Source organism: Pseudomonas sp. 34 E 7, assembly GCF_900005715.1.
GTDB classification, from domain to species: Bacteria; Pseudomonadota; Gammaproteobacteria; order Pseudomonadales; family Pseudomonadaceae; genus Aquipseudomonas; species Aquipseudomonas orientalis_A.
Genome location: NZ_CVTX01000083.1, coordinates 11,919 through 34,476 on the forward strand (window position 1 = coordinate 11,919; position 22,558 = coordinate 34,476).

Sequence of the window (22,558 nt, forward strand, 5' to 3'; positions counted from 1 at the left end):
GGCTTGGAAACCTTCCATGCGGCAAAAGGTCTCGATAAGCACCTATCTTACCTTCAGCCTTGCCAAGACAAAGCAGGCCCCGGGGATTATCATGTCCCGCATTCTCTTTTGGTGACAGCGATATGACTGATCAGCGCAAAGGCAGCGATGCCGAACCCACCACTCACTTCGGCTTCAAGAACGTCCCGGAAAGCCAGAAAGCGGAAAAAGTCGCTGAGGTGTTCCACTCCGTAGCCGCCAAGTACGACTTGATGAACGACGTGCTCTCCGGTGGCATGCACCGCCTGTGGAAGCGTTTCACCATCGAATTGTCGGGCGTACGCACCGGCAATCGCGTGCTCGACATCGCCGGCGGCACGGGCGATTTGGCCGCCAAGTTTTCCAAGCTGGTAGGGCCTACCGGCCAGGTGGTACTGGCCGATATCAACGGCTCGATGCTCAAGGTCGGTCGCGACCGCCTGCTCGACAAGGGCGTGGCCGGCAATATCGAATTCGTCCAGGCCGATGCGGAAAAACTGCCGTTCCCCGACAACCACTTCGATTGCGTGACCATCGCTTTCGGTCTGCGCAACGTCACCCACAAGGAAGACGCGATACGCTCGATGCTGCGCGTGCTCAAACCGGGTGGCCGCCTGCTGGTGCTGGAATTCTCCAAGCCGACCAACGCGCTGATGTCCAAGGTGTACGACACCTATTCGTTCGCCTTCATGCCGTTGATGGGCAAGCTGATCACCAATGATGCCGAGAGCTACCGCTACCTGGCCGAATCGATCCGCATGCACCCCGACCAGGAAACCCTGAAGTCGATGATGGTGGAGGCCGGTTTCGACCGCGTGACCTACCACAACATGACCTCGGGCATCGTCGCCCTGCACCGCGGCATCAAGCCCTGATGCTGCTCGCAGGCCTTCTCGCCAGCGTCGAGCACGGCCTCAACCGTGTTTTGCGCCTGGACAGCACCGCCCTGGCGCGGCTTGCGCACCTGACCGGCAAAGTTATCGCCGTCGATTGCCGCAGCCCTGCCTTGCAGCTGTTCATCCTGCCCAGCGATGAGGGCCTGCTGCTCGCGTCGCAATGGGCCGCCGAGGCCGACTGCACCCTGCGTGCGCCCGCCGCCAGCCTGGTGCACCTGGCCCTGAGCCGCAACAAGACCGCTATCCTGCACAGCCCCGAAGTGGCGCTGGAAGGCGACAGCGCGGTGCTGATGGACCTGGCCGCCGTGCTGCAGGACCTGGAGCTGGACTGGGAATACGAACTCTCGCGCTGGCTCGGCCCCGTCGCCACCCAGTTGCTCGGCGGGCACCTGCGCAGCCGTTCGCGCTGGTACCAGCAAGGGTTCGCCAGCCTCAACCAGAACCTCGCCGAATACCTGAGCGAAGAATCGCGCACCCTGGTCGGACAACGGGAAGCGCAAGCGCGCTTTCGTGAGCTCGACAAGGCCAAAATCGACCTGGAACGTCTCGAGGCCCGCTTCGAGCGCCTGAGCCGTTCCCTTGATCCAAGCGATAACGCATGAAGCTGCTCGCCGTCCGCCGTTTGTTTCGTATCCAGCGCGTCGTAATCCGCTACCGCCTCGATGACCTGCTGTTTGCCCTGCCCCTGCCATGGTTCCTGCTCGCGGTGCGCTATGTGCTGCCGTGGCGCTGGTTGCCGCGCAGAAAACTGGAACTGAGCCGAGGTGCTCGCGTGCGCCTGGCGTTGCAGGATCTGGGGCCGATCTTCATCAAGTTCGGGCAGATTTTGTCGACGCGCCGCGACTTGCTGCCCGAAGACATCGCCGATGAGCTGATGCTGCTGCAGGACCGCGTACCGCCGTTCGATTCGCAGTTGTCGATGAAGCTGATCGAAGAGCAACTGGGCAGGAAGATCAGCGAGGTGTTCAGCCGCTTCGATGTCGAGCCGCTGGCTTCGGCCTCGGTTGCGCAGGTGCATGCCGCGCAGCTCAAGAGCGGTGAAGAAGTGGTGGTGAAGGTGATTCGCCCGGGCCTCAAGCCGATCATCGGCCAGGACCTGGCGTGGCTGTTCATCCTGGCCCGCGCCGCCGAACGGTTCTCCGCCGATGCGCGCCTGCTGCATCCGGTGGATGTGGTGGCCGACTACGAAAAAACCATCTACGACGAACTCGACCTGCTGCGCGAAGCGGCCAACGCCAGCCAGCTGCGCCGCAACTTCGAAGGCTCGCAGCTGCTGTACGTGCCGCAAGTGTATTGGGACTGGTGCCGCCCCAAAGTGCTGGTGATGGAGCGCATCTACGGCGTGCAAGTCACCGACCTCGCGACCCTGGCCGACCAGCGCACCGACATGAAAATGCTCGCCGAGCGCGGCGTGGAGATTTTCTTCACCCAGGTGTTCCGTGACAGTTTCTTCCACGCCGACATGCACCCGGGCAACATCTTCGTCAGCACCGTCAACCCGTGGAGCCCGCAGTACATTGCGATCGACTGCGGCATCGTCGGCAGCCTCACGCCGGAAGACCAGGACTACCTGGCGCGTAACCTGTTCGCCTTTTTCAAGCGTGACTATCGCCGCGTGGCGCAGTTGCACATTGATTCGGGCTGGGTGCCGGCGGAAACCAAACTGAATGAATTCGAAGCGGCGATCCGCACCGTGTGCGAACCGATCTTTGAAAAACCGTTAAAGGATATTTCCTTCGGTCAGGTGCTGATGCGCCTGTTCCAGACCGCGCGGCGCTTCAATATGGAAGTGCAGCCGCAGTTGGTGCTGCTGCAGAAAACCTTGCTCAACATCGAAGGCCTGGGCCGCCAGCTGTACCCGGACCTCGATCTGTGGAACACCGCGCAGCCGTTCCTGGAACGTTGGATGCGTGAGCGGATGAGCCCGAAGACCATGCTGGGCAACCTGCACAGCCAGATGGAACAGCTGCCGCACCTGGCCAACATGACCCGCGACCTGCTTGAGCGCATGTCCCAGCCTCACGCCAGGGACCCTGAGCCGCCATGGCGCAAGCGCAAGGACGACTGGTTCCTGCGCCTGCTCGGCGCCGCGCATCTGGTGGGTGGGGTCATGCTGGCGATTGGCGGACCGTTGAATCAACTGAGCTACTGGCCGGCCGCGATCATGGTCGCCGTGGGCGTTTATCTGATCGTGCGTCGATAACCCATCCGGTTATACACTGTCGCAAATTGCCGGAGCCGAACATGAAAGACTGGCTGGACGAGATCAAGTGGGACAGTGACGGCCTGGTGCCGGCCATTGCCCAGGACTACAAGACCGGGCGCGTGCTGATGATGGCCTGGATGAACCGCGAGGCCCTGAGCCTGACCGCCGCCGAGCAGCGCGCCATCTACTGGTCACGTTCGCGTGGCAAACTGTGGCGCAAGGGCGAAGAGTCCGGGCATGTGCAGACCCTGCATGAGCTGCGCCTGGACTGCGATGCCGACGTGGTGATCCTCAAGGTCGAACAGATAGGCGGCATCGCCTGCCACACCGGCCGTCACAGTTGCTTCTATCGCGTGTTCGAGAACGGCGAATGGAAGGTGGTGGAACCGGTGCTCAGAGACCCGCACGCCATTTATTCGGCAGGACACTGACCATGAGCGATACCCTCAACCGCGTGGCCCAGGTGCTGGAAGAGCGCAAGGGCGCGGATGCCGACAGTTCCTATGTCGCCAGCCTGTATCACAAGGGTTTGAACAAGATCCTGGAAAAACTCGGCGAAGAATCCGTCGAGACGATCATTGCCGCCAAGGATGCGCAGATCAGCGGCGATTGCAGCGATGTCATCTATGAGACCGCCGACCTGTGGTTCCATAGCCTGGTCATGCTCGCCCAACTGGGGCAGCATCCACAGGCCGTGCTGGATGAACTGGACCGTCGCTTCGGCCTGTCCGGGCACGCCGAGAAGGCTGCACGCCCGTCCACCTGAACAACTTTTATCGAGGATTTGCAGCATGGGTATTTTTGACTGGAAACACTGGATCGTCATTCTGGTGGTCGTGGTACTGGTGTTCGGCACCAAGAAACTCAAGAACCTGGGCACCGATGTCGGCGAGTCGATCAAGGGCTTTCGCAAAGCCATGAACGACGACGAAAAGCCGGCCGAACCCACTGCAAGCCCGGTTCCACCGGCCCAGCCTGTGCACCCGCAGGCCGCCCAGCCGATCACCGAGCGTCGTACCTTCGACGTGCAGGCTGAAAAAGTCGAAGAGCCGACCCGCAAAGACTCGTGAGCACTGACTAATGTTTGGTATCAGCTTCTCTGAACTGCTGCTCGTCGGCCTCGTGGCCCTGCTGGTATTGGGCCCCGAACGCCTGCCCGGTGCGGCACGCACGGCCGGCCTGTGGATCGGGCGCCTGAAACGCAGTTTCAACGCGATCAAACAGGAAGTTGAGCGGGAAATCGGTGCCGACGAGATCCGCCGGCAATTGCACAACGAGCACATCCTGTCGTTGGAGCAGGAAACGCGCAAGATTCTGTCGCCCGTGCAGGAGCCCGCCAAACCGGTGGAACCTGTGGCCCAGAACAGTATCGCGCCGGCGACTGAAGCCGCCCCCCCGGCACCGACCGCGCCAACAGAGCCTGCGCCGACGCCCGTTGCGTCGCCCGCGCCCCATGACCCTACATTGCCGCCGCGAGCCCCATGAGCGCTGATAAACCGGAAAACGACCAGCACATGCCGCTGGTCTCGCACCTCACCGAGCTGCGTACCCGCCTGCTGCGTTGCGTAGCGGCCATCTTCATCATCTTTGCCGGGCTGTTTGCCTTCACCCAGCAGATCTATACCTTCGTCTCCACGCCGCTGCGCCAGTATCTGCCGGCCGGCGCGACGATGATCGCCACCGACGTGTCTTCGCCGTTCCTGACGCCGTTGAAGCTGACCATGATGGTTTCGCTGTTCCTGGCGATCCCGGTGATCCTGCATCAGATCTGGGGCTTCATCGCGCCGGGGCTGTACAAGCATGAGAAGCGCATCGCCGTGCCGTTGCTGGTGTCGAGCATCCTGCTGTTCTATACCGGCATGGCCTTCGCCTACTTCCTGGTGTTCCCGCTGATCTTCAAATTCTTCGCCGCCGCCACCCCGGCCGGCGTGGAAATGATGACCGACATCACCAGCTACCTCGACTTCGTGATGACGCTGTTCTTCGCCTTCGGCGTAGCCTTCGAAATTCCGGTGGCGGTGGTGTTGCTGGTGTGGATCGGCGTCGTCAACGTGGCTTACCTGAAGAAAATCCGCCCCTACGTGATCATCGGCTGCTTCGTGGTCGGCATGATCCTTACCCCGCCGGACATCTTCTCCCAGACCCTGCTGGCCGTGCCGATGTGGATGCTGTTCGAGATCGGCATCCTGTTCAGCGGCTTGATCAGCAAGCGTGGCGAGCACCCGGACGACCAGACTGCCGACGACGACCAGCCGCCAGCGACCCAGCCGTGAACCTGCTGCTGCTGGAAGACGCCGACTTTATCGCGGCCGACCGGGTGGTGCTGCGTGATCGGCGCCTGGTGCATATGCAGGAGGTGCACCGCGCCGTGGTCGGCGATAACGTGCGTGTGGGCCGCATTGGCGGGCTGATGGGTAATGCCCAATTGCTGCGCCTGGAAGCTGGGGAAGCCGAGCTGCACGTCGGCTTCGACCAGGCGCCGCCGGGCAAATTGCCGCTGACCCTGCTGCTGGCCCTGCCTCGTCCGAAAATGCTGCGTCGGGTGCTGCAAACGGTAGCCGCCATGGGCGTGCCGAAGGTTGTACTGGTCAACAGCTACCGCGTGGAAAAAAGCTTCTGGCAGACCCCGTTCCTGGAGCCTGAAGCGATTCGCGAGCAACTGATCCTCGGCCTGGAACAGGCGCGGGACACGGTATTGCCCGAGATCATTATCGAGAAGCGCTTCAAGCCGTTCGTTGAAGATCGCTTGCCGGCCATGACCACCGGCACGCTTGGCCTGATCGGCCACCCCGGCGACTACCCGCCCTGCCCCCGCGGCCTGGATGAACCGGTGACCCTGGCGATCGGGCCGGAAGGTGGCTGGATACCCTATGAAGTCGAATTGCTGAGCAAGGCCGGCCTGCAGCCGGTGCAACTCGGTGCGCGCATCCTGCGGGTTGAAACCGCCGTGACCGCCCTGCTCGCCCGCTTGTTCTGACACCAGTCCAGTGTGGGAGGGGGCTTGCCCCAATGCCAGTCAGCTAAGGCTTTTTGTAGGAGCGAGCTTGCTCGCGAAAAACTCACAGGCACCGCGTTCATTCAGGAAGCATGCGTTATCGTTGACGTTTTTCGCGAGCAAGCTCGCTCCTACAGGGGGTGGTGTACGCTTAAATGATTGGCATTAGGGCAAGCCCCCTCCCACATTGGATCGTGTTGCTACAGAATCTTGCGTACATGCCGATAACCCCGGAATAAGTCCAAGCCTTGTTCCAGGGGAGTTTGCAGCATGTATCGTTGGTTAGCCGAAAAGCTGGGGAATGTCAGCGTCAAAACCAAGTTGGGCGTCGGCTTCGGCCTGGTGTTGCTGCTTACATTAATCATCACACTCACCGGCTGGGCCGGGCTCTCGGGCGTGATCAGCCGTGGCGACAAACTGGGCTACATTGCCAGCCTCAACGACTTGAGCAAGGAACTGCGCATCGCGCGCCTGGACTTTGAAATGCGTCGTGGCGAGCAGGGCCCGGGGGCAGTCAACGGATTTCTGGGCCAGCTGGAAAGCGGCCTGAAAACGGCCCGGGCGCTGATTGAACAGCCCGCCGATATCGCGCTGGTCGATGACCAACTCGCCGCCGTTGACCAGTACAAGCGCGCCTTCGACACCATGGTCCAGGCCGGTGCCAATCGCGAAAACGCGCGCAGCAAGCTCGGCGATACTGCTGACAATGCGGTGCTCAAAGTCGGTGAAGTGGAAAAGACCCTGCTACAGGGCGACAGCGTCAGCCAGTTCAACAGCATCGTCGACCTGAGCAAGCTGATCCAGCAGGCGCGGTTCCAGGTGCGCGGCTACACCTACAGCGGCAAAGTCGAAGCCGAGCAGCCCGCGCTGGATGCCATCGATAATGCCCTGAAGAAAATCGCCGCGCTCAACGGCCAGCTACCTGATCAATTTTCCACCAACCTGCAACAGGCCGGCACCTCGCTGCAAGCCTACCGCGCCGCTGTCAGCCAGTACCGTGACTCGCAGGTGGCCAGCGCCGCCGCGCTGAAAATCATGAACGTCCAGGGCGACATTCTGTTGGACCGCAGCAGCAAACTCACTGCCTCGCAAACCGTGGTCCGCGACAGCGACGCCGCCCAAGCCAAACAGCTGTTGCTGCTGTCTACCCTGCTGGCGCTGCTGTTTGGCCTCGTCGCCGCCTGGGCCATCACCCGCCAGATCATCATCCCGCTCAATCAAACCCTCAAGGTCGCCGAGCGCGTGGCCTCGGGCGACCTCAGCCACAACCTGGAGTCCGCCCGCCAGGATGAACTGGGCCAACTGCAACGCGCCATGCAGAGCATGACCGTGGGCCTGCGCGAGCTGATCGGTGGTATCAGCGACGGCGTGACCCAGATCGCCAGCGCCGCCGAGCAACTGTCGGCCGTCACCGAGCAGACCAGCGCCGGGGTCAACAGCCAGAAGGTCGAGACCGACCAGGTCGCCACGGCCATGAACGAAATGGCCGCCACCGTGCAGGAAGTGGCGCGCAATGCCGAAGAAGCGTCGGAAGCCGCCGTGGCCGCCGATGTGCAGGCCCGCGAAGGCGACCGAGTGGTCGGTGAAGCCATCGCCCAGATCGAACGCCTGGCCACCGAAGTCGGCAACTCGACGATCGCCATGGGCGATCTGAAGCGCGAAAGTGACAAGATCGGCAGCGTGCTTGACGTTATCAAGTCCGTGGCCCAGCAAACCAATCTGCTGGCGCTTAACGCGGCCATTGAAGCGGCGCGTGCCGGTGAAGCCGGGCGTGGCTTCGCCGTGGTGGCCGACGAAGTGCGCAGCCTGGCCCAGCGCACACAGAAGTCCACCGAGGAGATCGAGGAGCTGATCGTCGGCCTGCAAAACGGCACGCAGCAGGTGGCGACCATCATGGACAACAGTCGCGGCCTGACCGACAGCAGTGTCGAACTGACGCGCCGGGCCGGCAGCGCGCTGGAGAGCATCACCCGCACCGTGTCGACCATCCAGGCGATGAACTCGCAGATCGCCACCGCCGCCGAGCAGCAAAGCGCCGTTGCCGAAGAGATCAACCGCAGCGTGTTGAATGTGCGCGATGTCTCCGAGCAAACGTCTTCGGCCAGCGAAGAAACGGCGGCGTCCAGTGCTGAGCTGGCGCGCCTGGGCATCTACCTGCAAACCCTGGTCGGTCGCTTCCGCATCTGACCGAACTTGCGCGGCAGCCGATTGCGGCTGCCGCATCTTGTGAAATTTCCTACACGGTTATCAGCCCGCCCTCACTCCAATTCGAATTAGCGTTCATCTGTCGCGAAACGCTTTTTTCTGAATGGGAGGTGCGCCATGTTATCTCGGCTGACCCGCATGCTGGCGAACGCCAGCGTACGCCTCAAGCTCGCGCTGGGTTTTGGCCAAGTGCTGATGCTCAGCTTCATCATCTCTGCAACGGGCTGGCAGGCCTTGAACGCCATCCTTTATCGCTCCGACAGCCTGACGAGCCTGGGCGAGCTGGCCGTCCAGGCGCAGGCCATGCGCGCCGACCGCATCGTGTACCGCACCCTGGCGGACAAGGCCAGCCTGGACCAGATGACGCAGAAGATCGAGAAAATCGACCAGCATCTGACAGACCTTTCACATCGCCTGATAGACCCGGTCGATCTGCAACGCATTGCAGAGGCGGCAAGCCTGGTAGCCGACTTCAAGACGGCGCTGGCGCAGCTACCGGCCTTGATCGAGCAGCGCGAGAACATCCGCCCGGCGCTGAAGACATCTGCCCTGCAAGCCAGTGACACCCTGGCCCAATTCGCCAGCGACTTGCCCGACCAGAATGACGAAAAGGCGCTCGATGCCATCGAGCAATTGCGTCAAGCCATGGAGCAGGCTGAGGATCGCGCCCAGAACCCCGCCTGGGCGGCCGACTCATTGCAAGCCTATGCCGAGGCCGCCAATCAGACGCTGGACGCATTGGATGCCGCACAGGCCGCCGTCACCACGCTGCCGGTGGACTCCACGCTGCTCAAAACCGACCTGGCCAACTACCGCGCACAACTGGTCAAGCTCAAGGAAGCCCAACTCAGCGTCGAAAACGTGCAAAACCGCTTCGAGCAGCAGCTCAACGAGTTGCGCGAGAAAAGCGACTTGCTGAGCCAGAGCCAGAACACCAAGCGCAATCAGGAGGCGGCCCAGACTCATACATTGCTGATCGGCGTCACTCTGGCTGCGCTGGTATTGGGAGCGCTGGCCGCGTGGTGGATTGCCCGGCAGATCGCCTCGCCGTTGCGTGGCATCCTGATCGCCGCCAACCGTGTGGCCGAGGGCGACTTGAGCCACGACATCCAGGTGGAGCGTCGCGACGAGCTGGGCCAACTGCAACACAGCATCGGCCAAATGACCCGCAGCCTGCGCAGCCTGATCAGCGGTATCGGTGACAGCGCCCGCCAGATCGCCGGTGCGGCGACGCAGTTGTCCACCGTCACTGAGCAGACCCGTAACGGGCTCAACCAGCAGAAAGATGAAACCGACCAGGTGGCAACGGCGATGAATCAAATGCTCGCCACCGCCCAAGAGGTTGCGCGCCATGCCGAACGCGCGTCCGTTGCCGCCAACGAAGCAGATCAGCAGGCCGGCGCCGGCGAGCAGGTGGTCACTCAGGCCGTTGAGCAAATCGGCAACCTGGCCAGTGAAATGGCTTTGTCCGGCCGCGCAATGCTGACCCTGCAACAGGAAAGCCAGAAGATCGCCAGCGTGCTGGACGTTATCAAGTCCGTGTCCCAGCAGACCAACCTGCTGGCCCTGAACGCCGCGATCGAAGCGGCGCGCGCGGGCACTGCCGGCCAAGGCTTCGCCGTGGTCGCCGATGAAGTACGCAGCCTGGCCCAACGCACGCAGGAATCGGCTGAAGAAATCGAAGGGCTGATCCTCGGCCTGCATAACGGTACCCAGCAGGTAGCCGACATCATGGACAGCAGCCGCACCCTGACCGACAACAGCGTTGCCCTGACCCGCGACGCCGGCGAGGCCCTGGCGGCGATTGCCCGCACGGTGGCGGTGATCCAGGAAATGAACCCGCAGATTGCCGCCGCCGCCGAGCAGCAAAGCGCAGTGGCCGAGGAAATCAATCGCAGCGTATTGAAGGTGCGGGATGTGTCGGAACAGACCGCTGCCGCCAGCGAGGAAACGGCGGCGGCGAGTGTTCAATTGACCAGGTTGAGCGTGGATCTGCAGACGCTGGTCGGCAAATTCAAGTTCTGAAGAACCACCACTGTAGGAGCGAGCTTGCTCGCGAAAAGCCCAAGGCCGCCGCGTTCATTTAAGGTGCGCTGCGTTATCGTTGACGATCTTCGCGAGCAAGCTCGCTCCTACAGTCATAGCACCTGGCGCAGGAAAGCCTGGGCGCGTGGGTCCTTGGGTGCATCGAAGAACTCGGCCGGCGCCGCGTCTTCCAGCAATTTGCCGTGATCGAAAAACAACACCCGGTCCGCCACCTCACGGGCAAAGCCCATCTCGTGGGTGACGCAGACCATGGTCATGCCTTCCAGGGCCAGGGTCTTCATGACGTCGAGCACTTCGCCGACCATTTCCGGGTCCAGCGCCGAGGTCGGTTCGTCAAACAGCATCACCTTGGGCTCCATTGCCAGGGCTCGGGCAATCGCTACCCGCTGCTGCTGGCCTCCGGAAAGGCGCGACGGAAACTCATTGGCTTTCTGGGCGATACCGACCTTTTCCAGCAATGCCAGGGCCTTGGCCTCACGCTCTCGCTTGCCGCGCTTGCGCACGACCTTTTGCGCCAGGCACAGGTTCTCCAGCACGGTCATGTGGGGGAACAGGTTGAAATGCTGGAACACCATGCCGACTTCACGGCGGTAGGCATTCACATCGGTCTTCGGGTCGGCCAGTTGCAGGCCGTCGATGCTGACCGAACCTGAATCGAATTCCTCCAGCCCATTAAGACAGCGCAGAAAGGTGGACTTGCCGGAACCGGACGGGCCGATCACCACCAGCACTTCGCCCCTGGCTACCTGGGTGGTGACATGGTCCACGGCGCGCACCACATGGCCACGGGTATCGAAGACTTTTACCAGATCGCGGACTTCAATCACTTTGCGCGAGCCTCCGCTCAAGCCGGCTGGCCATCTTCGACAGCGGCAGGTTGATCAGCAGGTACAGGCCTGCCACACAGAACAGAATTTCAAACGGCGAAAACGAGGTGGTGATCACTTCGCGCCCGCTCTTGAGCAGCTCGGTGATCGCGATCACCGAGACCAGCGAGGTGTCTTTCACCAGGCTGATGAATTGACCGGCCAGCGGCGGCAGGACGCGCTTGAACGCCTGCGGCAACACCACATGCCGCATCGACTGGCTGGCGCTCAAGCCCAGGGAGCGCGCGGCCTCGTCCTGGCCACGGGTAATCGACTGCACACCGGCACGCACGATTTCCGCCACGTAGGCGCCGGTGAACAGCGACAGTGCCGCGATCCCGGCAAACTCCCGAGACAGGTTGAGTACCGTGCCGATAAAGAAATAGAAAATGAAGATCTGTACCAGCAGCGGAGTACCGCGCACCAGTTCGACGTAGATCGTCGACAGGTCGCGCAGGGTCGGGTTGCTGGACAGCCTGCACAAGCCGGTGGCCAGGCCAATCGCCAGGCCCAGGATGCCGGACACCACCGACAACCACAGCGTGGTCCACAGGCCCCACATCAACGGGCCCAGTGCCCAATGGCGGTTGACACCGATGACGTCACCTTCAGCCACATCATCGCCACGCGCCACTTGCAGGCTGTTGTCGGCGACCGTCACCTTCTGCTCGGCACCGGCATCACTGCGCAGCGTCACCTCGGCCACATCGCCCTTGCGGACCAGCTCGATGACGGTGGAAATATCGGCTGCACGCTGCGCTTCTTCGGCCTGATAGGCGAAATACTGCGGCACGCGGTTCCAGCGCCATTCGTAGGACATCAGCGAGGTGGCGTAGTACAAGGCGCCGGCCAGGCCGACCAGCACGACCACGGTCAGCAGGTGCCAGGGCCATTGGGCTTTTTTCTGTTTCATTTCACTGTCCGCATAGGTGTTGCCTGGTCGGCCGCCATCGGGGGCAAGCCCCCTCCCACATTTGGAATGCGTTTCCCTGTGGGAGGGGCTTGCCCCCGATACAGGCAACTCGGTCTTAAGCCTTATTCCATATCCTTGAGCCACTCGGAGCTCTTGAACCACTTGTCATGGATGCGATCGTAGGTGCCGTCGTTCCTGATCTGGTGCAGGAAGTTGTTGATGAAGTTGATGCTGTCGTAGTCGCCTTTCTTCAAGCCGAACGCCAGGGGCTCAAAGGTGAAGGGTTCTTCCAGGAACACCAGCTTGCCGTTACCGACTTTCTTCTCGGCCACCACGTTGTACGGGGCGTCGTAGACAAAGGCGTCCGCCTTGCCGTTGACCACGTCCAGCACGCCTTCCTGCTCGTTGTCGTAGCCGTGGTACTTGGCTTTGGCGATCAGCTTCTTGGCGACCATCTCACCGGTGGTGCCCAGCTTGGAGGTCAGGCGGTATTTTTCATCGTTCAGGTCTTTGTAGGACTTGATGGTGCCTTCCAGCTCCTTGCGAATCAGCAGGGTCTGACCGACCACGATGAAGGGTTCGCTGAAGTTCAGGCGCAGGTTGCGTTCCTGGGTCAGGGTCATGCCGCTGCCGATCATGTCGAACTTGCCGGTCAGGAAGGCCGGGATGATGCCGTCGTAGCCGGTGGACACCAGCTCAAGCTTGACGCCCATGGACTTGGCCATGGCCTTGAGGATGTCGACTTCAAAGCCGATGATTTCACCGCGCTTGTCGGTCATTTCGAACGGCATGTAGGTCGGGTCCATCCCGACTTTCAGCGTGCCGCGCTTGACCGCATCATCGATGGCGCCAGCCTGGGCCGCAGTCGCCGCCACCAGTGCGGTGACGCCGAGCATCAGCATCGAAAGATACTTTTTCATCATCAAGACCCCTGAACGTTTTTTGTAAGGCCGGCGCAGTATGGGCTGCGCCATTTCGGGGTGCGATCCTAACGCACTCGCTGCCCGTCACAAAGGTTTCACGACTAAATGTTATCGACGCAGGTAAGAGAAACACTACGGCGCTGCGCCTGACTAAACGCCCAGACGGGTCGACGCGCAGACTCGCTAATGAGTTGATGTGTAAGTAGTTATGACCATCAGTCGATCTCCGCCATCCAGGCAGTGTCCCTGAACCACTTGTCATGCAGTTGATCGTAGGTGCCGTCCTGGGCCACCTGGTTGAGGAAGTGATTGATCCAGTTGAGGCTGTCGTAGTCACCTTTCTTCAGGCCGAACGCCAGGGGCTCAAAGGTAAACGGCTGCTCCAGCGTCAACAATGCGCTGTTCTCGGGCCGCGTCATGGCGATCAGGTTGTAGGGCGCATCGTAGACAAAGGCGTCGGCCTTGCCCTCCACCACGTGGCGCACGCCCTCCTCCGGCGTAGTGAAACGCTTGAGCCGCGCCGCCCCCAGGAAGCGCTGCGCCGCTGCCTCGCCAGTGGTGCCTTCGGTGACTGCGATCAGATAGCCAGACTCGTCCAGGTCTTCGATACTCGATGCTTTGCCGGCCAGGCGCGGGTGCAGCAGGACCGACTGGCCCACCACGATAAAAGAGTCACTGAAGTTGAGGTACAGGTTGCGCTCCTGGGTGACCGTCATGCCGCTGCCGATCAGGTCGTACTTCTCCGCCATCAGCCCCGACAGCAACTCCGTGTAAGGCACCGCGACCAGTTCGAGTTCTACCCCCAGCGCGCGGCTCATCGCCTGGAGCAGGTCGATCTCGAAGCCGATGATGCGTCCCTGCTTGTCCGTCATTTCGAACGGTACGTAAGTCGGCGTGGTGCCCACTTTCAGCACGCCACGGCGCACAGCGTCGTCAATCGCCCCGGCACAGAGCAAGCCGGTGTGAAGCAATGCGACAACACCTATCAGCAGTGCCGAACAATACCTTTTGAACATGTGTGCCCCCGTGGCGCGTCAAATTTGGGGGGCGATGCTACCCCAGCCACAGGCACGGCAATACGCTTCGAACGAAGGTCTTTTGTTTCGAAATAACAAGGAGTTAGGGAGGAAAGGAAGCGGCGCAAAACGCTGTAGGACCAGCGCTTGAAACGCCCCCGAGGTGGGCCCTCGGGGGCGTCTGAATCAGGCCGGTTGAGCCTGGGACGACAGCGGTTGCAGCGGGAGCAATGGCGCGTGCGGATCAGCCTTGATCGAAGCACGCCAAGCATCCAGCCACTCGGCGTGGCCTTCGCTCCACACCTGTTCATGCAAACGCGCCAGGGCTACCGGGTCGCTGAGCAGGGCCAGGCGCTCGCTGTTGGTGAGGCCGGCCGGGCCGACTTTCAACGCGTGACGAACACGCTCCACCCGCAGGTACTCGATCGGCTCCGCCTCGCGGTGCCGCGAGGTCGCCAGGGCACAGGCCAGGGCGTTCTGCTGCGGGTCGACCACCGAACGCACAAACCCGTCATTGAGCGCGTGCCAACGGTTTTCGTGGGTGTACTTCTCGGTCGACAGCAATGCCTGCGGCGGATTGTATTCCTCGGGGATCAGGAACAGGCTCTCATCGCGGGACTTGAGGCCCAGCTTGACCCGGCTGGAAATCACCGACACCGGGATCGACAGCATCAGCGAACCGACGATCGGGATCAGCCACCACAAGAAGCTTGGGTTGAGCCACACCACCAGTAACGCCCACAAAAAGCCCAGCAAGGTCTGCGGACCGTGACGCTTGACCGCTTCGCTCCACGGCGTGGAGTCGTCGTCGCGCTGCGGCGAGTTCCAGGTCGCGGCCCAGCCGAGGAACGCGGCCAGTACAAAGCGGGTGTGGAAGATCATGCGCACCGGCGCCAGCAGCATGGAGAACAGCATCTCCAGCAGCATCGACAGGGTCACCTTGAACTTGCCGCCGAACTCTTTGGCGCCCTTGGCCCAGATCAGGATGATGCTCAGCAGTTTAGGCAGGAACAGCAGCACGATGGTGGTGGAGAACAGTGCCACCGCCTTGTCCGGATGCCATTGCGGCCACAGCGGGTACAACTGGCGCGGCGCCATGAAGTACTGCGGCTCCATCAGGGTGTTCACCGCCAGCAAGGCCGTCGACAACACCAGGAAGAAAAACCACAACGGCGCCGACAGGTAGGACATCACGCCGGTCAGGAACACCGCACGGTGCACCGGGTGCATGCCCTTGACCAGGAACAGGCGGAAGTTCATCAGGTTACCGTGGCACCAGCGACGGTCACGCTTGAGTTCGTCCAGCAAGTTGGGAGGCAGTTCTTCGTAGCTGCCCGGCAGGTCGTAGGCAATCCACACGCCCCAGCCGGCGCGGCGCATCAGCGCTGCTTCAACGAAGTCGTGAGAGAGGATCGCACCGGCAAACGCGCCCTTACCCGGCAACGGCGCCAGGGCGCAGTGCTCGATAAACGGCTTCATGCGGATGATCGCGTTGTGGCCCCAGTAATGGGATTCACCCAACTGCCAGAAGTGCAGACCGGCGGTAAACAGCGGACCATAAACGCGGGTGGCGAACTGCTGCATGCGCGCATACAGGGTGTCCATGCCCGACGCACGCGGCGCGGTCTGGATAATCCCGGCATCCGGCGTGGCTTCCATCAGGCGTACCAGGCTGGTCAGGCATTCGCCGCTCATCACGCTGTCGGCGTCGAGCACCACCATGTACTTGTAGTCACCGCCCCAGCGACGGCAGAAGTCGTCGAGGTTGCCGCTCTTGCGCTTGACGCGACGGCGACGGCGGCGATAGAAAATCTTGCCGAAACCACCGGCTTCGCGGCACACGTCGAGCCAGGCTTGCTGTTCGGCAATGCAGATATCCGCTTCATTACTGTCGCTGAGCACGAAGAAGTCGAAACGGTCCAGGTCGCCGGTCGCGGCCACCGATTCGAACGTGGCACGCAAACCGGCGAACACCCGGGGCACGTCCTCGTTACAGATCGGCATCACCAGCGCGGTACGTGCATCCTTGGGAATCGGCTCGTCGCCGGCACTTTTACCGGAGATACGGTATTTGTCGTGACCGGTCAGCAGCTCGAGGAAGCCCATCAGCGCGGTCCAGAAACCGGCCGACACCCAGCAGAACAGAATCCCGAACATGATCAGGATGCTGGTCTGCAGTGCGTAAGGCAGTACCTGGGTAGCGGTTTGCAGCAGGGTCTGGTTGCGGATCTCGTCGAAGTCGACCAGCGACCAGCCCTGGTACGGCATGATGCCTTTCATGTACCAGCCGGCGACGATGGTCTGGCCAAGCATCAGCACCAGCAGGATATAGCGGCGGATCGAACCCACGGTGCGCCAGCGCGCGGCAGGCAGTACCCGTTCGTCTTTCGGCGGCTTCGGCGGGTTGGTGCGCCCGGTCATCCGACGCCAGCCGCGTACCAGGATGTTGGTGCGCCAAGGCTCGGGCACCACTTTGGTCCGACGGATCGGCGGCGTCGCCTTCAGGCAGACCCGGCCGCTGGCGTCGAGCGCCAGCATCTCCGCGTCCTGCAGCTCTTCGGCCGTGATCAGGGTCAGCCTGCGGCCCACCGACGCTTGGGCGGCGTCGGTGGGTGCGTCGAAGGTGGCGGACGACAGGCGTTCGTGCAGCTCGCTGAAGGAGCTGCAGCCCGCCAGCTCGGCGCGCTGCTCAGCCGTCATGGGGAGATGCGCCAGATACTCGGTCAGAGTTTCCGGCTTGACTTGTGAATTACTCATCGGCGGGCAACTGGTAGCTCCAGGTTTCGGTCAGGACTTGTTCAGTCTTGGCCGGCTCCGGCGTGACAGGGGCCGGTGCAGCTTCTGGCTGCTTGGCGTCCTTGTCCTTCGCCTCTTTGGCGTCTTTCTTGGCCTGTTTCTCGTGTTGCTTGGCCAGGACCTTGTCAGCCTTGAGCACGTGGGTCGAGACCTGTTCAGGCTCGGCCTGTGCAATTTCCTGCACCAGCGCCGCACGCATTTCAGTCGGCTTGCTCGCGTCTTTGATCTTCATGCGCAGGGTCAGGCGCCAGCCTTTGGTGTGCTCGTTGTAGCGCACGCTGTTTTCAACCAGCTCGGCGTTGTCGCCAACGCTGACCTGGCTGCGTACCGGGGCGTCAGGCAGCAGTTTCTTCAGGGCCGGGCCCTCGAAGTCCACCAGGTAGGCCACGGTGCCGTCCGGCTGACGGATCAGGTTGGATTGCTTCACGTCACCGGTGGAACGCAAGGTCTGCTTGACCCAGGCGCTGTCCGGCGAATGGAAGGCGGCATCGTCCAGCGTCCAGTGCAGGCGGTAGGACACATCCAGCGGCTTGCCGACTTCCGGCAGTTCGGCCGGGCTCCAGAAGGCAACGATGTTGTCGTTGGTTTCGTCAGCGGTCGGAATCTCTACCAGGTCGACGGTGCCTTTGCCCCAGTCGCCCTCAGGTTCGATCCAGGCGCTTGGGCGCTTGTCGTAGTTGTCGTCCAGATCTTCGTAGTGGCTGAAGTTGCGACCGCGTTGCAGCAGGCCGAACCCACGCGGGTTTTCCACGCTGAAGTTGCTGACCGACAGGTGTTTAGGGTTGTTCAGCGGGCGCCAGATCCACTCGCCATTGCCGGCATGGATCGACAGGCCGCTGGAATCGTGCAGTTCACGACGGTAGTTGAGGACCTTGGACGGCTGGTTGGCGCCGAACAGGAACATCGAGGTCAGCGGGGCCACGCCCAGCTTGCTCACCTTGTCGCGCAGGTACATCTGGGACTTGACGTCGACCACAGTGTCGGTGCCCGGACGCAGGATCAGGCGGTAGGCGCCCGTCGCACGCGGCGAATCGAGCAGGGCGAAGATCACCAGGTGCTTGTCGCCCGGCTTCGGACGCTCGATCCAGAACTCGGTGAAACGCGGGAATTCTTCGCCGGACGGCAGCGCCGTGTCGATCGCCATGCCACGGGCGGACAGGCCATACACCTGGTCCTTGCCGACGACGCGGAAATAGCTGGCGCCGAGCATGGTCATGATTTCGTCTTGCTTGTCGGCCTTGTTGATCGGGAACAGCACCCGGAAGCCGGCATAACCCAACTGTTCGGTGGCTTTTGGATCAAACTTCACGTCGCCGAAATCGAAACGATTGGGGTCGTACTTGATTTCCTGGACGCTGTCGGCGGTGACTTCATTGATTTTCACCGGCGTATCGAAGTGCATACCCTGGTGATAGAAGGACAGCTTGAACGGGGTGTTCTGATCGGCCCACTCGGCTTTTTCATTACGGAAACGAATCTTCTGGTAGTCAGCGAATTTCATTTCGCGGAATTCGTTCGGCAGATTGCTGCGCGGAGCTTCGTATTTCTGCCCGGCCAGCTCTTTTGCCTTGGCCGATACATCGTCCAGACTGAATGCCCACAGTTGACCCGCGCCGAACAGGCAGAACAGGGCAGAGCCCGTCACCAGTGCGTTTCGTAACCGTTTGGCAGACAATTTTGGTGCATTACAGGGACTAACAATCACGAGCAACCCTCGCCGAAAACAGATCAAAAAACCAACGGCCAGCTATCTATATGCCAGGTTGGCGAGCATTGTTCCGACTCCGCAGGGGCAAAATGATTCCCCACTGGTTTGCCGGACAAGTCTCTACCTAAGTCAAAAATGGACCAAACAACGCTGATCCCCGTAGCGCGCGATTATCTAGCAGCCCGCGAGACAACGCATCAGGGACAACGAAGTATTTGTAGCGAAACCCTGCGTTTTTAGGCATTAAAGTCGTTTTTCATACATTCAGGTCTGTAGGAGAAAGGTCACAGGGCCATCATTGACCAAATGCACCTGCATATCCGCGCCAAAACGCCCTGATGCCACCTTGCCATGCAATTGTTGCGCTTGTAACAACAAGTGATCAAAAAGCGCCGCTCCGAGGGCCGGCGGGGCTGCCGTGGAGAAGCTCGGCCGCAGTCCGCTTTTGGTATCCGCCGCCAGGGTGAACTGCGATACAAGCAACAGCCCGCCGTCGACATCCTTCAACGACAGGTTCATCTTGCCCTCATCGTCGCTGAACACCCGATAGTTAAGCAGCTTGTGCAGCAGTTTGTCGGCGCTTTCAGGCGTATCTGAAGGTTCGACGGCCACCAGCACCAACAAACCCTGGTCAATCGCCCCGACTATTTCGCCGGCCACCTCGACACGGGCGCCTCGCACCCGTTGCAACAAGCCCTTCATGCTTCCTCAGGCGGTAAATCAAGCAGGCGTCGTGCCATTTCGCCGGTTGCGCGGACCAGCGCATCGGTAATGCCAGGCTCGGACGCGGCATGCCCCGCCTCGCGGATCACCTGCAATTCACTGTTCGGCCAGGCCTGGTGCAGCGCCCAGGCGTTATCCAGCGGGCAAATCATGTCGTAGCGGCCGTGGATGATGACCCCGGGCAGATGGGCGATCTTGTGCATATCGCGAATCAGCTGGTCAGGCTCCAGGAACGAGTTATTGGTGAAGTAATGGCATTCGATGCGGGCGATGGACAAGGCACGCTGCGGCTCGGAGAAGCGCTCGACATGCTGCGGGCTCGGACACAGGCCCAGCATGCGCCCTTCCCAGCCGGACCAGGCCTTGGCCGCATGCATCTGGGCGATCTGGTCGTTGCCGGTCAGACGCTTGTGATACGCCGCGATCATGTCGTGACGCTCTTCCACCGGGATCGGGGCCAGGTAGTCCTGCCAGTAATCCGGGAACAGCCGGCTCGCGCCCTCCTGGTAGAACCAGTGAATGTCCTGAGGACGCGCCAGGAAAATGCCGCGCACGATCAAGCCATGCACACGCTCGGGGTGGGTTTGCGCGTAGGCCAGGGACAGCGTCGAACCCCAGGAGCCACCGAACAGCACCCATTTGTCGATACCCAGGTGCTCGCGGATGCGCTCAAGGTCGGCGACCAGGTCCCAGGTGGTGTTGTTTTCAAGGCTCGCGCGGGGAGTGGAGCGTCCGCAACCGCGCTGGTCGAAGGTGACGATGCGGTACAGGTTCGGATCGAAGTAGCAACGGCTCTGCGCGTCGCAACCGGAGCCGGGGCCGCCATGGATGAACACCACAGGCAGGCCCTCGGGGGAGCCGCTTTCATCGACGTACAGGGTGTGAACATCATCGACTGCCAGATCGTGCCGGGCATAGGGTTTGATCTGCGGGTACCAAGTCTGCATTGCGCGCTCCGTGGGGTGTCGGGTTCATCCCTGGGGGGACGTCTATTATTCTGCCGTCTGGCATCATAAACCCGAATTGTGCAATGAGCATGTCCTTGAGCGCCTGGACCCGCGTCAGCCTTTATCGATAGTGCATCTGCCCCCATGCCAGCAAGGCTTGCAGCAATTGTTTCAACACCACCTGGGTCGGCTCGGCCAGGTCCGGGCGATAGCGGAACGGCTCAACCTCTTCCATATACGTGCTCTGGCACAACTCCAACTGCACCGCATGGATATCCTGCGCCGGATTACCGTAGTGGCGGGTAATGTGACCGCCCTTGAAACGCCCGTTCAGCACGTGGGTGTACTGAGGATGCCGGGCGCAGATGGCTTCCAGCTGGCCGGCCAGTTCGGGATCGCAGGCGGCGCCATTGAAGGTGCCGAGGTTGAAGTCCGGCAATTTGCCCTCGAACAGGTGCGGGATCACAGAGCGGATCGAGTGCGCGTCAAACAGCAGCGCGTAGCCGAATTCAGCCTTGAGGCGCGCCAGTTCTTCTTGCAGCGTGCGGTGATACGGGCCCCAGATTTTCTGCAGGTAGGTGGCGCGCTCGGCCTCGGACGGTGTCTGCCCTTCACGGAACAACGGCACGCCATCGAACAGCGTCTCCGGGTACAGGCCGGTGGTGGCGCCCGCATAGAGCGGCTTGTTATCGGATGGCCGGTTCAGGTCGATGACGAACCGCGAATACTCGGCCGCCAGGGTGCTGGCGCCCAGTTCTTCGGCAAAGTCATACAGCAAGGGAATATGCCAATCGGTGTCCGGCAGGCTTTGCGCCTCGGGGATCAACCCGGCCTCGACCGCAGGCGTCAGGCGCAGGCCGGCGTGGGGCATGCTGATCAGCAGCGGTACGCGGCCTTGTTTGAATGTCAGAACCTTATCCACAACGCTTCTCCTCAAACAGTGACGTCGACGCCATGGCGCACAACGCGTTTATCCAGCTCGCCACCCAGCCAATAGGCCAGGTCGGCAGGGCGATCGATCTGCCAGGCGACAAAATCCGCGACCTTGCCCACTTCCAGCGAACCATGGGTGTCGCCCATGCCCAAGGCGGTAGCCGCGTGTTGCGTGGCGCCGGCCAGGGCTTCTTCCGGGGTCATGCGGAACAGGGTGCAGGCCATGTTCAACATCAGGCGCACCGACAGGGCCGGCGAAGTGCCGGGGTTGAGGTCGCTGGCGATGGCAATCTTCACACCGTGTTTGCGCAGGGCGTCCATCGGCGGCAATTGGGTTTCGCGCAGGAAGTAGAAGGCCCCTGGCAGCAACACGGCAACGGTGCCGGCAGCGGCCATGGCGATGGCATCTTCCTCGGTCATGAACTCCAGGTGGTCCGCCGACAACGCCTGGTAACGCGCGGCCAGGCTGGAACCGTGCAGCGACGAGAGTTGCTCGGCATGCAGCTTCACCGGCAAGCCCAGTTGCCGGGCGACTTTAAACACGCGCTCGACCTGCTCGGTGGAGAACGCCAGGTATTCACAGAACGCATCCACCGCATCCACCAGCCCTTCTGCCGCCAGCGCCGGCAGCATCTCATTGCAGATGTGCTCGATGTAGTCATCGGCGCGGTCCTTGTACTCCGACGGCAACGCATGAGCCGCCAGACAGGTGGCGCGCACGCTCACCGGCAGCGCTTCACCCAGGCGCCGCGCCACGCGCAGCATCTTGCGTTCGTTGGCCAGGTCCAGGCCGTAGCCGGACTTGATCTCCACCGTGGTCACGCCGTCGCGCAAAAGACTGCGCAGGCGCTTTTCGGCACTGGCAAACAATTCATCTTCCGTCGCAGCACGGGTGGCCCGCACGGTGCTGGCAATACCCCCGCCCCGGGCCGCGATGTCGGCGTAGCTGACGCCTTCAAGGCGCTGCTCGAATTCGCCGCTGCGGTTGCCACCGAACACGGTGTGGGTGTGGCAGTCGATCAGTCCAGGCGTGACCCACGCGCCTTGCAGGTCATGCACCTGGGCGTAATCCGCCGTCGGCGCCTGGTTGCGCGGGCCGATCCACTCGATCAGCGAGCCCGCGGTCACCATGGCGGCATCCTCGATAATCGAGTATTTGCCCTGGGCCATGGTTGCGACGTGGCAGTGTTGCCAAAGGGTTTTCATTAACGCCTCCCTAAGTTATCAATGAGACAAAGCCGATTCGAGCGTTGAGCCCGCGTTTCAAACCTTTTTCTGGCGGGTGCATTTCTCGTCCCTATTATTCTTATGAGGAGAAGATCGTTCCCACGCTCTGCGTGGGAATGCATCCTGTGACGCTCCGCGTC

Annotated in this window: 20 protein-coding genes and 2 pseudogenes; 12 read left to right on the plus strand and 10 right to left on the minus strand. The window is 61.7% G+C overall.

All coding sequences use genetic code 11. The features are described from left to right. The first annotated feature begins 122 nt into the window (after window positions 1-122). From ubiE to BFP96_RS05270, 12 genes and pseudogenes are all read left to right on the plus strand, one after another. Entirely contained in the window at window positions 123-893 is a 771-nt protein-coding gene (gene ubiE / locus BFP96_RS05220) for a bifunctional demethylmenaquinone methyltransferase/2-methoxy-6-polyprenyl-1,4-benzoquinol methylase UbiE (RefSeq protein WP_003171186.1), read from the plus strand. Then, window positions 893-1,516 carry a ubiquinone biosynthesis accessory factor UbiJ gene (locus BFP96_RS05225; RefSeq protein WP_065893707.1) on the plus strand — a complete coding sequence of 208 codons (624 nt, stop codon included), beginning with the start codon at window positions 893-895 and terminating at the stop codon, window positions 1,514-1,516. Before ubiE ends, BFP96_RS05225 begins: the two co-directional genes overlap by 1 nt. After that, on the plus strand, window positions 1,513-3,117 hold the full coding sequence (gene ubiB, locus BFP96_RS05230; protein ID WP_065893708.1) for a ubiquinone biosynthesis regulatory protein kinase UbiB: 1,605 nt from the start codon (window positions 1,513-1,515) through the stop codon (window positions 3,115-3,117). Before BFP96_RS05225 ends, ubiB begins: the two co-directional genes overlap by 4 nt. Window positions 3,118-3,158: 41 nt before the next feature. Then, complete coding sequence (gene hisI, locus BFP96_RS05235; protein ID WP_065935771.1) at window positions 3,159-3,551, plus strand: phosphoribosyl-AMP cyclohydrolase; 393 nt, start codon at window positions 3,159-3,161, stop codon at window positions 3,549-3,551. 2 nt (window positions 3,552-3,553) lie between these two features. Next, on the plus strand, window positions 3,554-3,886 hold the full coding sequence (locus tag BFP96_RS05240; protein WP_057724443.1) for a phosphoribosyl-ATP diphosphatase: 333 nt from the start codon (window positions 3,554-3,556) through the stop codon (window positions 3,884-3,886). 25 nt (window positions 3,887-3,911) lie between these two features. Continuing rightward, the gene (locus BFP96_RS05245; protein WP_065935772.1) at window positions 3,912-4,190 is read left to right on the plus strand and encodes a twin-arginine translocase TatA/TatE family subunit; all 279 of its coding nucleotides are present in this window, start codon (window positions 3,912-3,914) and stop codon (window positions 4,188-4,190) included. A gap of 10 nt (window positions 4,191-4,200) precedes the next feature. Then, window positions 4,201-4,605, plus strand: coding sequence for a Sec-independent protein translocase protein TatB (tatB, locus tag BFP96_RS05250; RefSeq protein ID WP_065893710.1), 405 nt, complete (start codon window positions 4,201-4,203; stop codon window positions 4,603-4,605). Further along, the gene (gene tatC / locus BFP96_RS05255) at window positions 4,602-5,393 is read left to right on the plus strand and encodes a twin-arginine translocase subunit TatC (RefSeq protein ID WP_065885722.1); all 792 of its coding nucleotides are present in this window, start codon (window positions 4,602-4,604) and stop codon (window positions 5,391-5,393) included. The genes tatB and tatC overlap by 4 nt, the downstream gene beginning before the upstream one ends. Beyond that, window positions 5,390-6,097, plus strand: coding sequence for a 16S rRNA (uracil(1498)-N(3))-methyltransferase (locus BFP96_RS05260; protein ID WP_065893711.1), 708 nt, complete (start codon window positions 5,390-5,392; stop codon window positions 6,095-6,097). Before tatC ends, BFP96_RS05260 begins: the two co-directional genes overlap by 4 nt. Before the next feature lie 288 nt (window positions 6,098-6,385). After that, window positions 6,386-7,396 (plus strand): annotated as a pseudogene (locus tag BFP96_RS31700) (methyl-accepting chemotaxis protein); the annotation flags it as partial. Window positions 7,397-7,597: 201 nt separating this feature from the next. Next, the gene (locus tag BFP96_RS31705; RefSeq protein WP_370671216.1) at window positions 7,598-8,302 is read left to right on the plus strand and encodes a methyl-accepting chemotaxis protein; all 705 of its coding nucleotides are present in this window, start codon (window positions 7,598-7,600) and stop codon (window positions 8,300-8,302) included. A gap of 135 nt (window positions 8,303-8,437) precedes the next feature. Then, complete coding sequence (locus BFP96_RS05270) at window positions 8,438-10,345, plus strand: methyl-accepting chemotaxis protein (RefSeq protein WP_065935773.1); 1,908 nt, start codon at window positions 8,438-8,440, stop codon at window positions 10,343-10,345. Between the two features lie 113 nt (window positions 10,346-10,458). On the opposite strand, the gene BFP96_RS05275 is transcribed toward BFP96_RS05270, so the two are convergent. The 10 genes and pseudogenes from BFP96_RS05275 to hutI all read right to left on the minus strand — a co-directional run bounded on the left by BFP96_RS05275 (window position 10,459) and on the right by hutI (window position 22,397). Then, entirely contained in the window at window positions 10,459-11,193 is a 735-nt protein-coding gene (locus BFP96_RS05275) for an amino acid ABC transporter ATP-binding protein (protein WP_065885726.1), read from the minus strand. Beyond that, window positions 11,186-12,145, minus strand: coding sequence for an amino acid ABC transporter permease (locus BFP96_RS05280; protein ID WP_065885727.1), 960 nt, complete (start codon window positions 12,143-12,145; stop codon window positions 11,186-11,188). Before BFP96_RS05280 ends, BFP96_RS05275 begins: the two co-directional genes overlap by 8 nt. Before the next feature lie 122 nt (window positions 12,146-12,267). Next, window positions 12,268-13,065: a transporter substrate-binding domain-containing protein gene (locus tag BFP96_RS05285; RefSeq protein WP_065934907.1), complete on the minus strand. Its 798-nt coding sequence runs from the start codon at window positions 13,063-13,065 to the stop codon at window positions 12,268-12,270. Between the two features lie 218 nt (window positions 13,066-13,283). After that, the gene (locus BFP96_RS05290; RefSeq protein ID WP_065893714.1) at window positions 13,284-14,084 is read right to left on the minus strand and encodes a transporter substrate-binding domain-containing protein; all 801 of its coding nucleotides are present in this window, start codon (window positions 14,082-14,084) and stop codon (window positions 13,284-13,286) included. Between the two features lie 184 nt (window positions 14,085-14,268). Next, window positions 14,269-16,841, minus strand: a pseudogene (mdoH, locus tag BFP96_RS05295) (glucans biosynthesis glucosyltransferase MdoH); the annotation flags it as partial. Next, entirely contained in the window at window positions 16,834-18,585 is a 1,752-nt protein-coding gene (locus BFP96_RS05300; RefSeq protein WP_065893742.1) for a glucan biosynthesis protein G, read from the minus strand. The pseudogene mdoH and the gene BFP96_RS05300, both read right to left, overlap by 8 nt. 267 nt (window positions 18,586-18,852) lie before the next feature. Beyond that, on the minus strand, window positions 18,853-19,290 hold the full coding sequence (gene dtd / locus BFP96_RS05305; protein WP_065885730.1) for a D-aminoacyl-tRNA deacylase: 438 nt from the start codon (window positions 19,288-19,290) through the stop codon (window positions 18,853-18,855). Continuing rightward, on the minus strand, window positions 19,287-20,258 hold the full coding sequence (gene pip, locus BFP96_RS05310) for a prolyl aminopeptidase (RefSeq protein WP_065885731.1): 972 nt from the start codon (window positions 20,256-20,258) through the stop codon (window positions 19,287-19,289). Before pip ends, dtd begins: the two co-directional genes overlap by 4 nt. Window positions 20,259-20,379: 121 nt before the next feature. Next, complete coding sequence (gene hutG / locus BFP96_RS05315) at window positions 20,380-21,180, minus strand: N-formylglutamate deformylase (protein WP_065935775.1); 801 nt, start codon at window positions 21,178-21,180, stop codon at window positions 20,380-20,382. A gap of 11 nt (window positions 21,181-21,191) precedes the next feature. Beyond that, a complete protein-coding gene (gene hutI / locus BFP96_RS05320; protein ID WP_065935776.1) occupies window positions 21,192-22,397 on the minus strand; it encodes an imidazolonepropionase in 1,206 nt (401 codons plus the stop codon). Window positions 22,398-22,558: the final 161 nt, after the last annotated feature.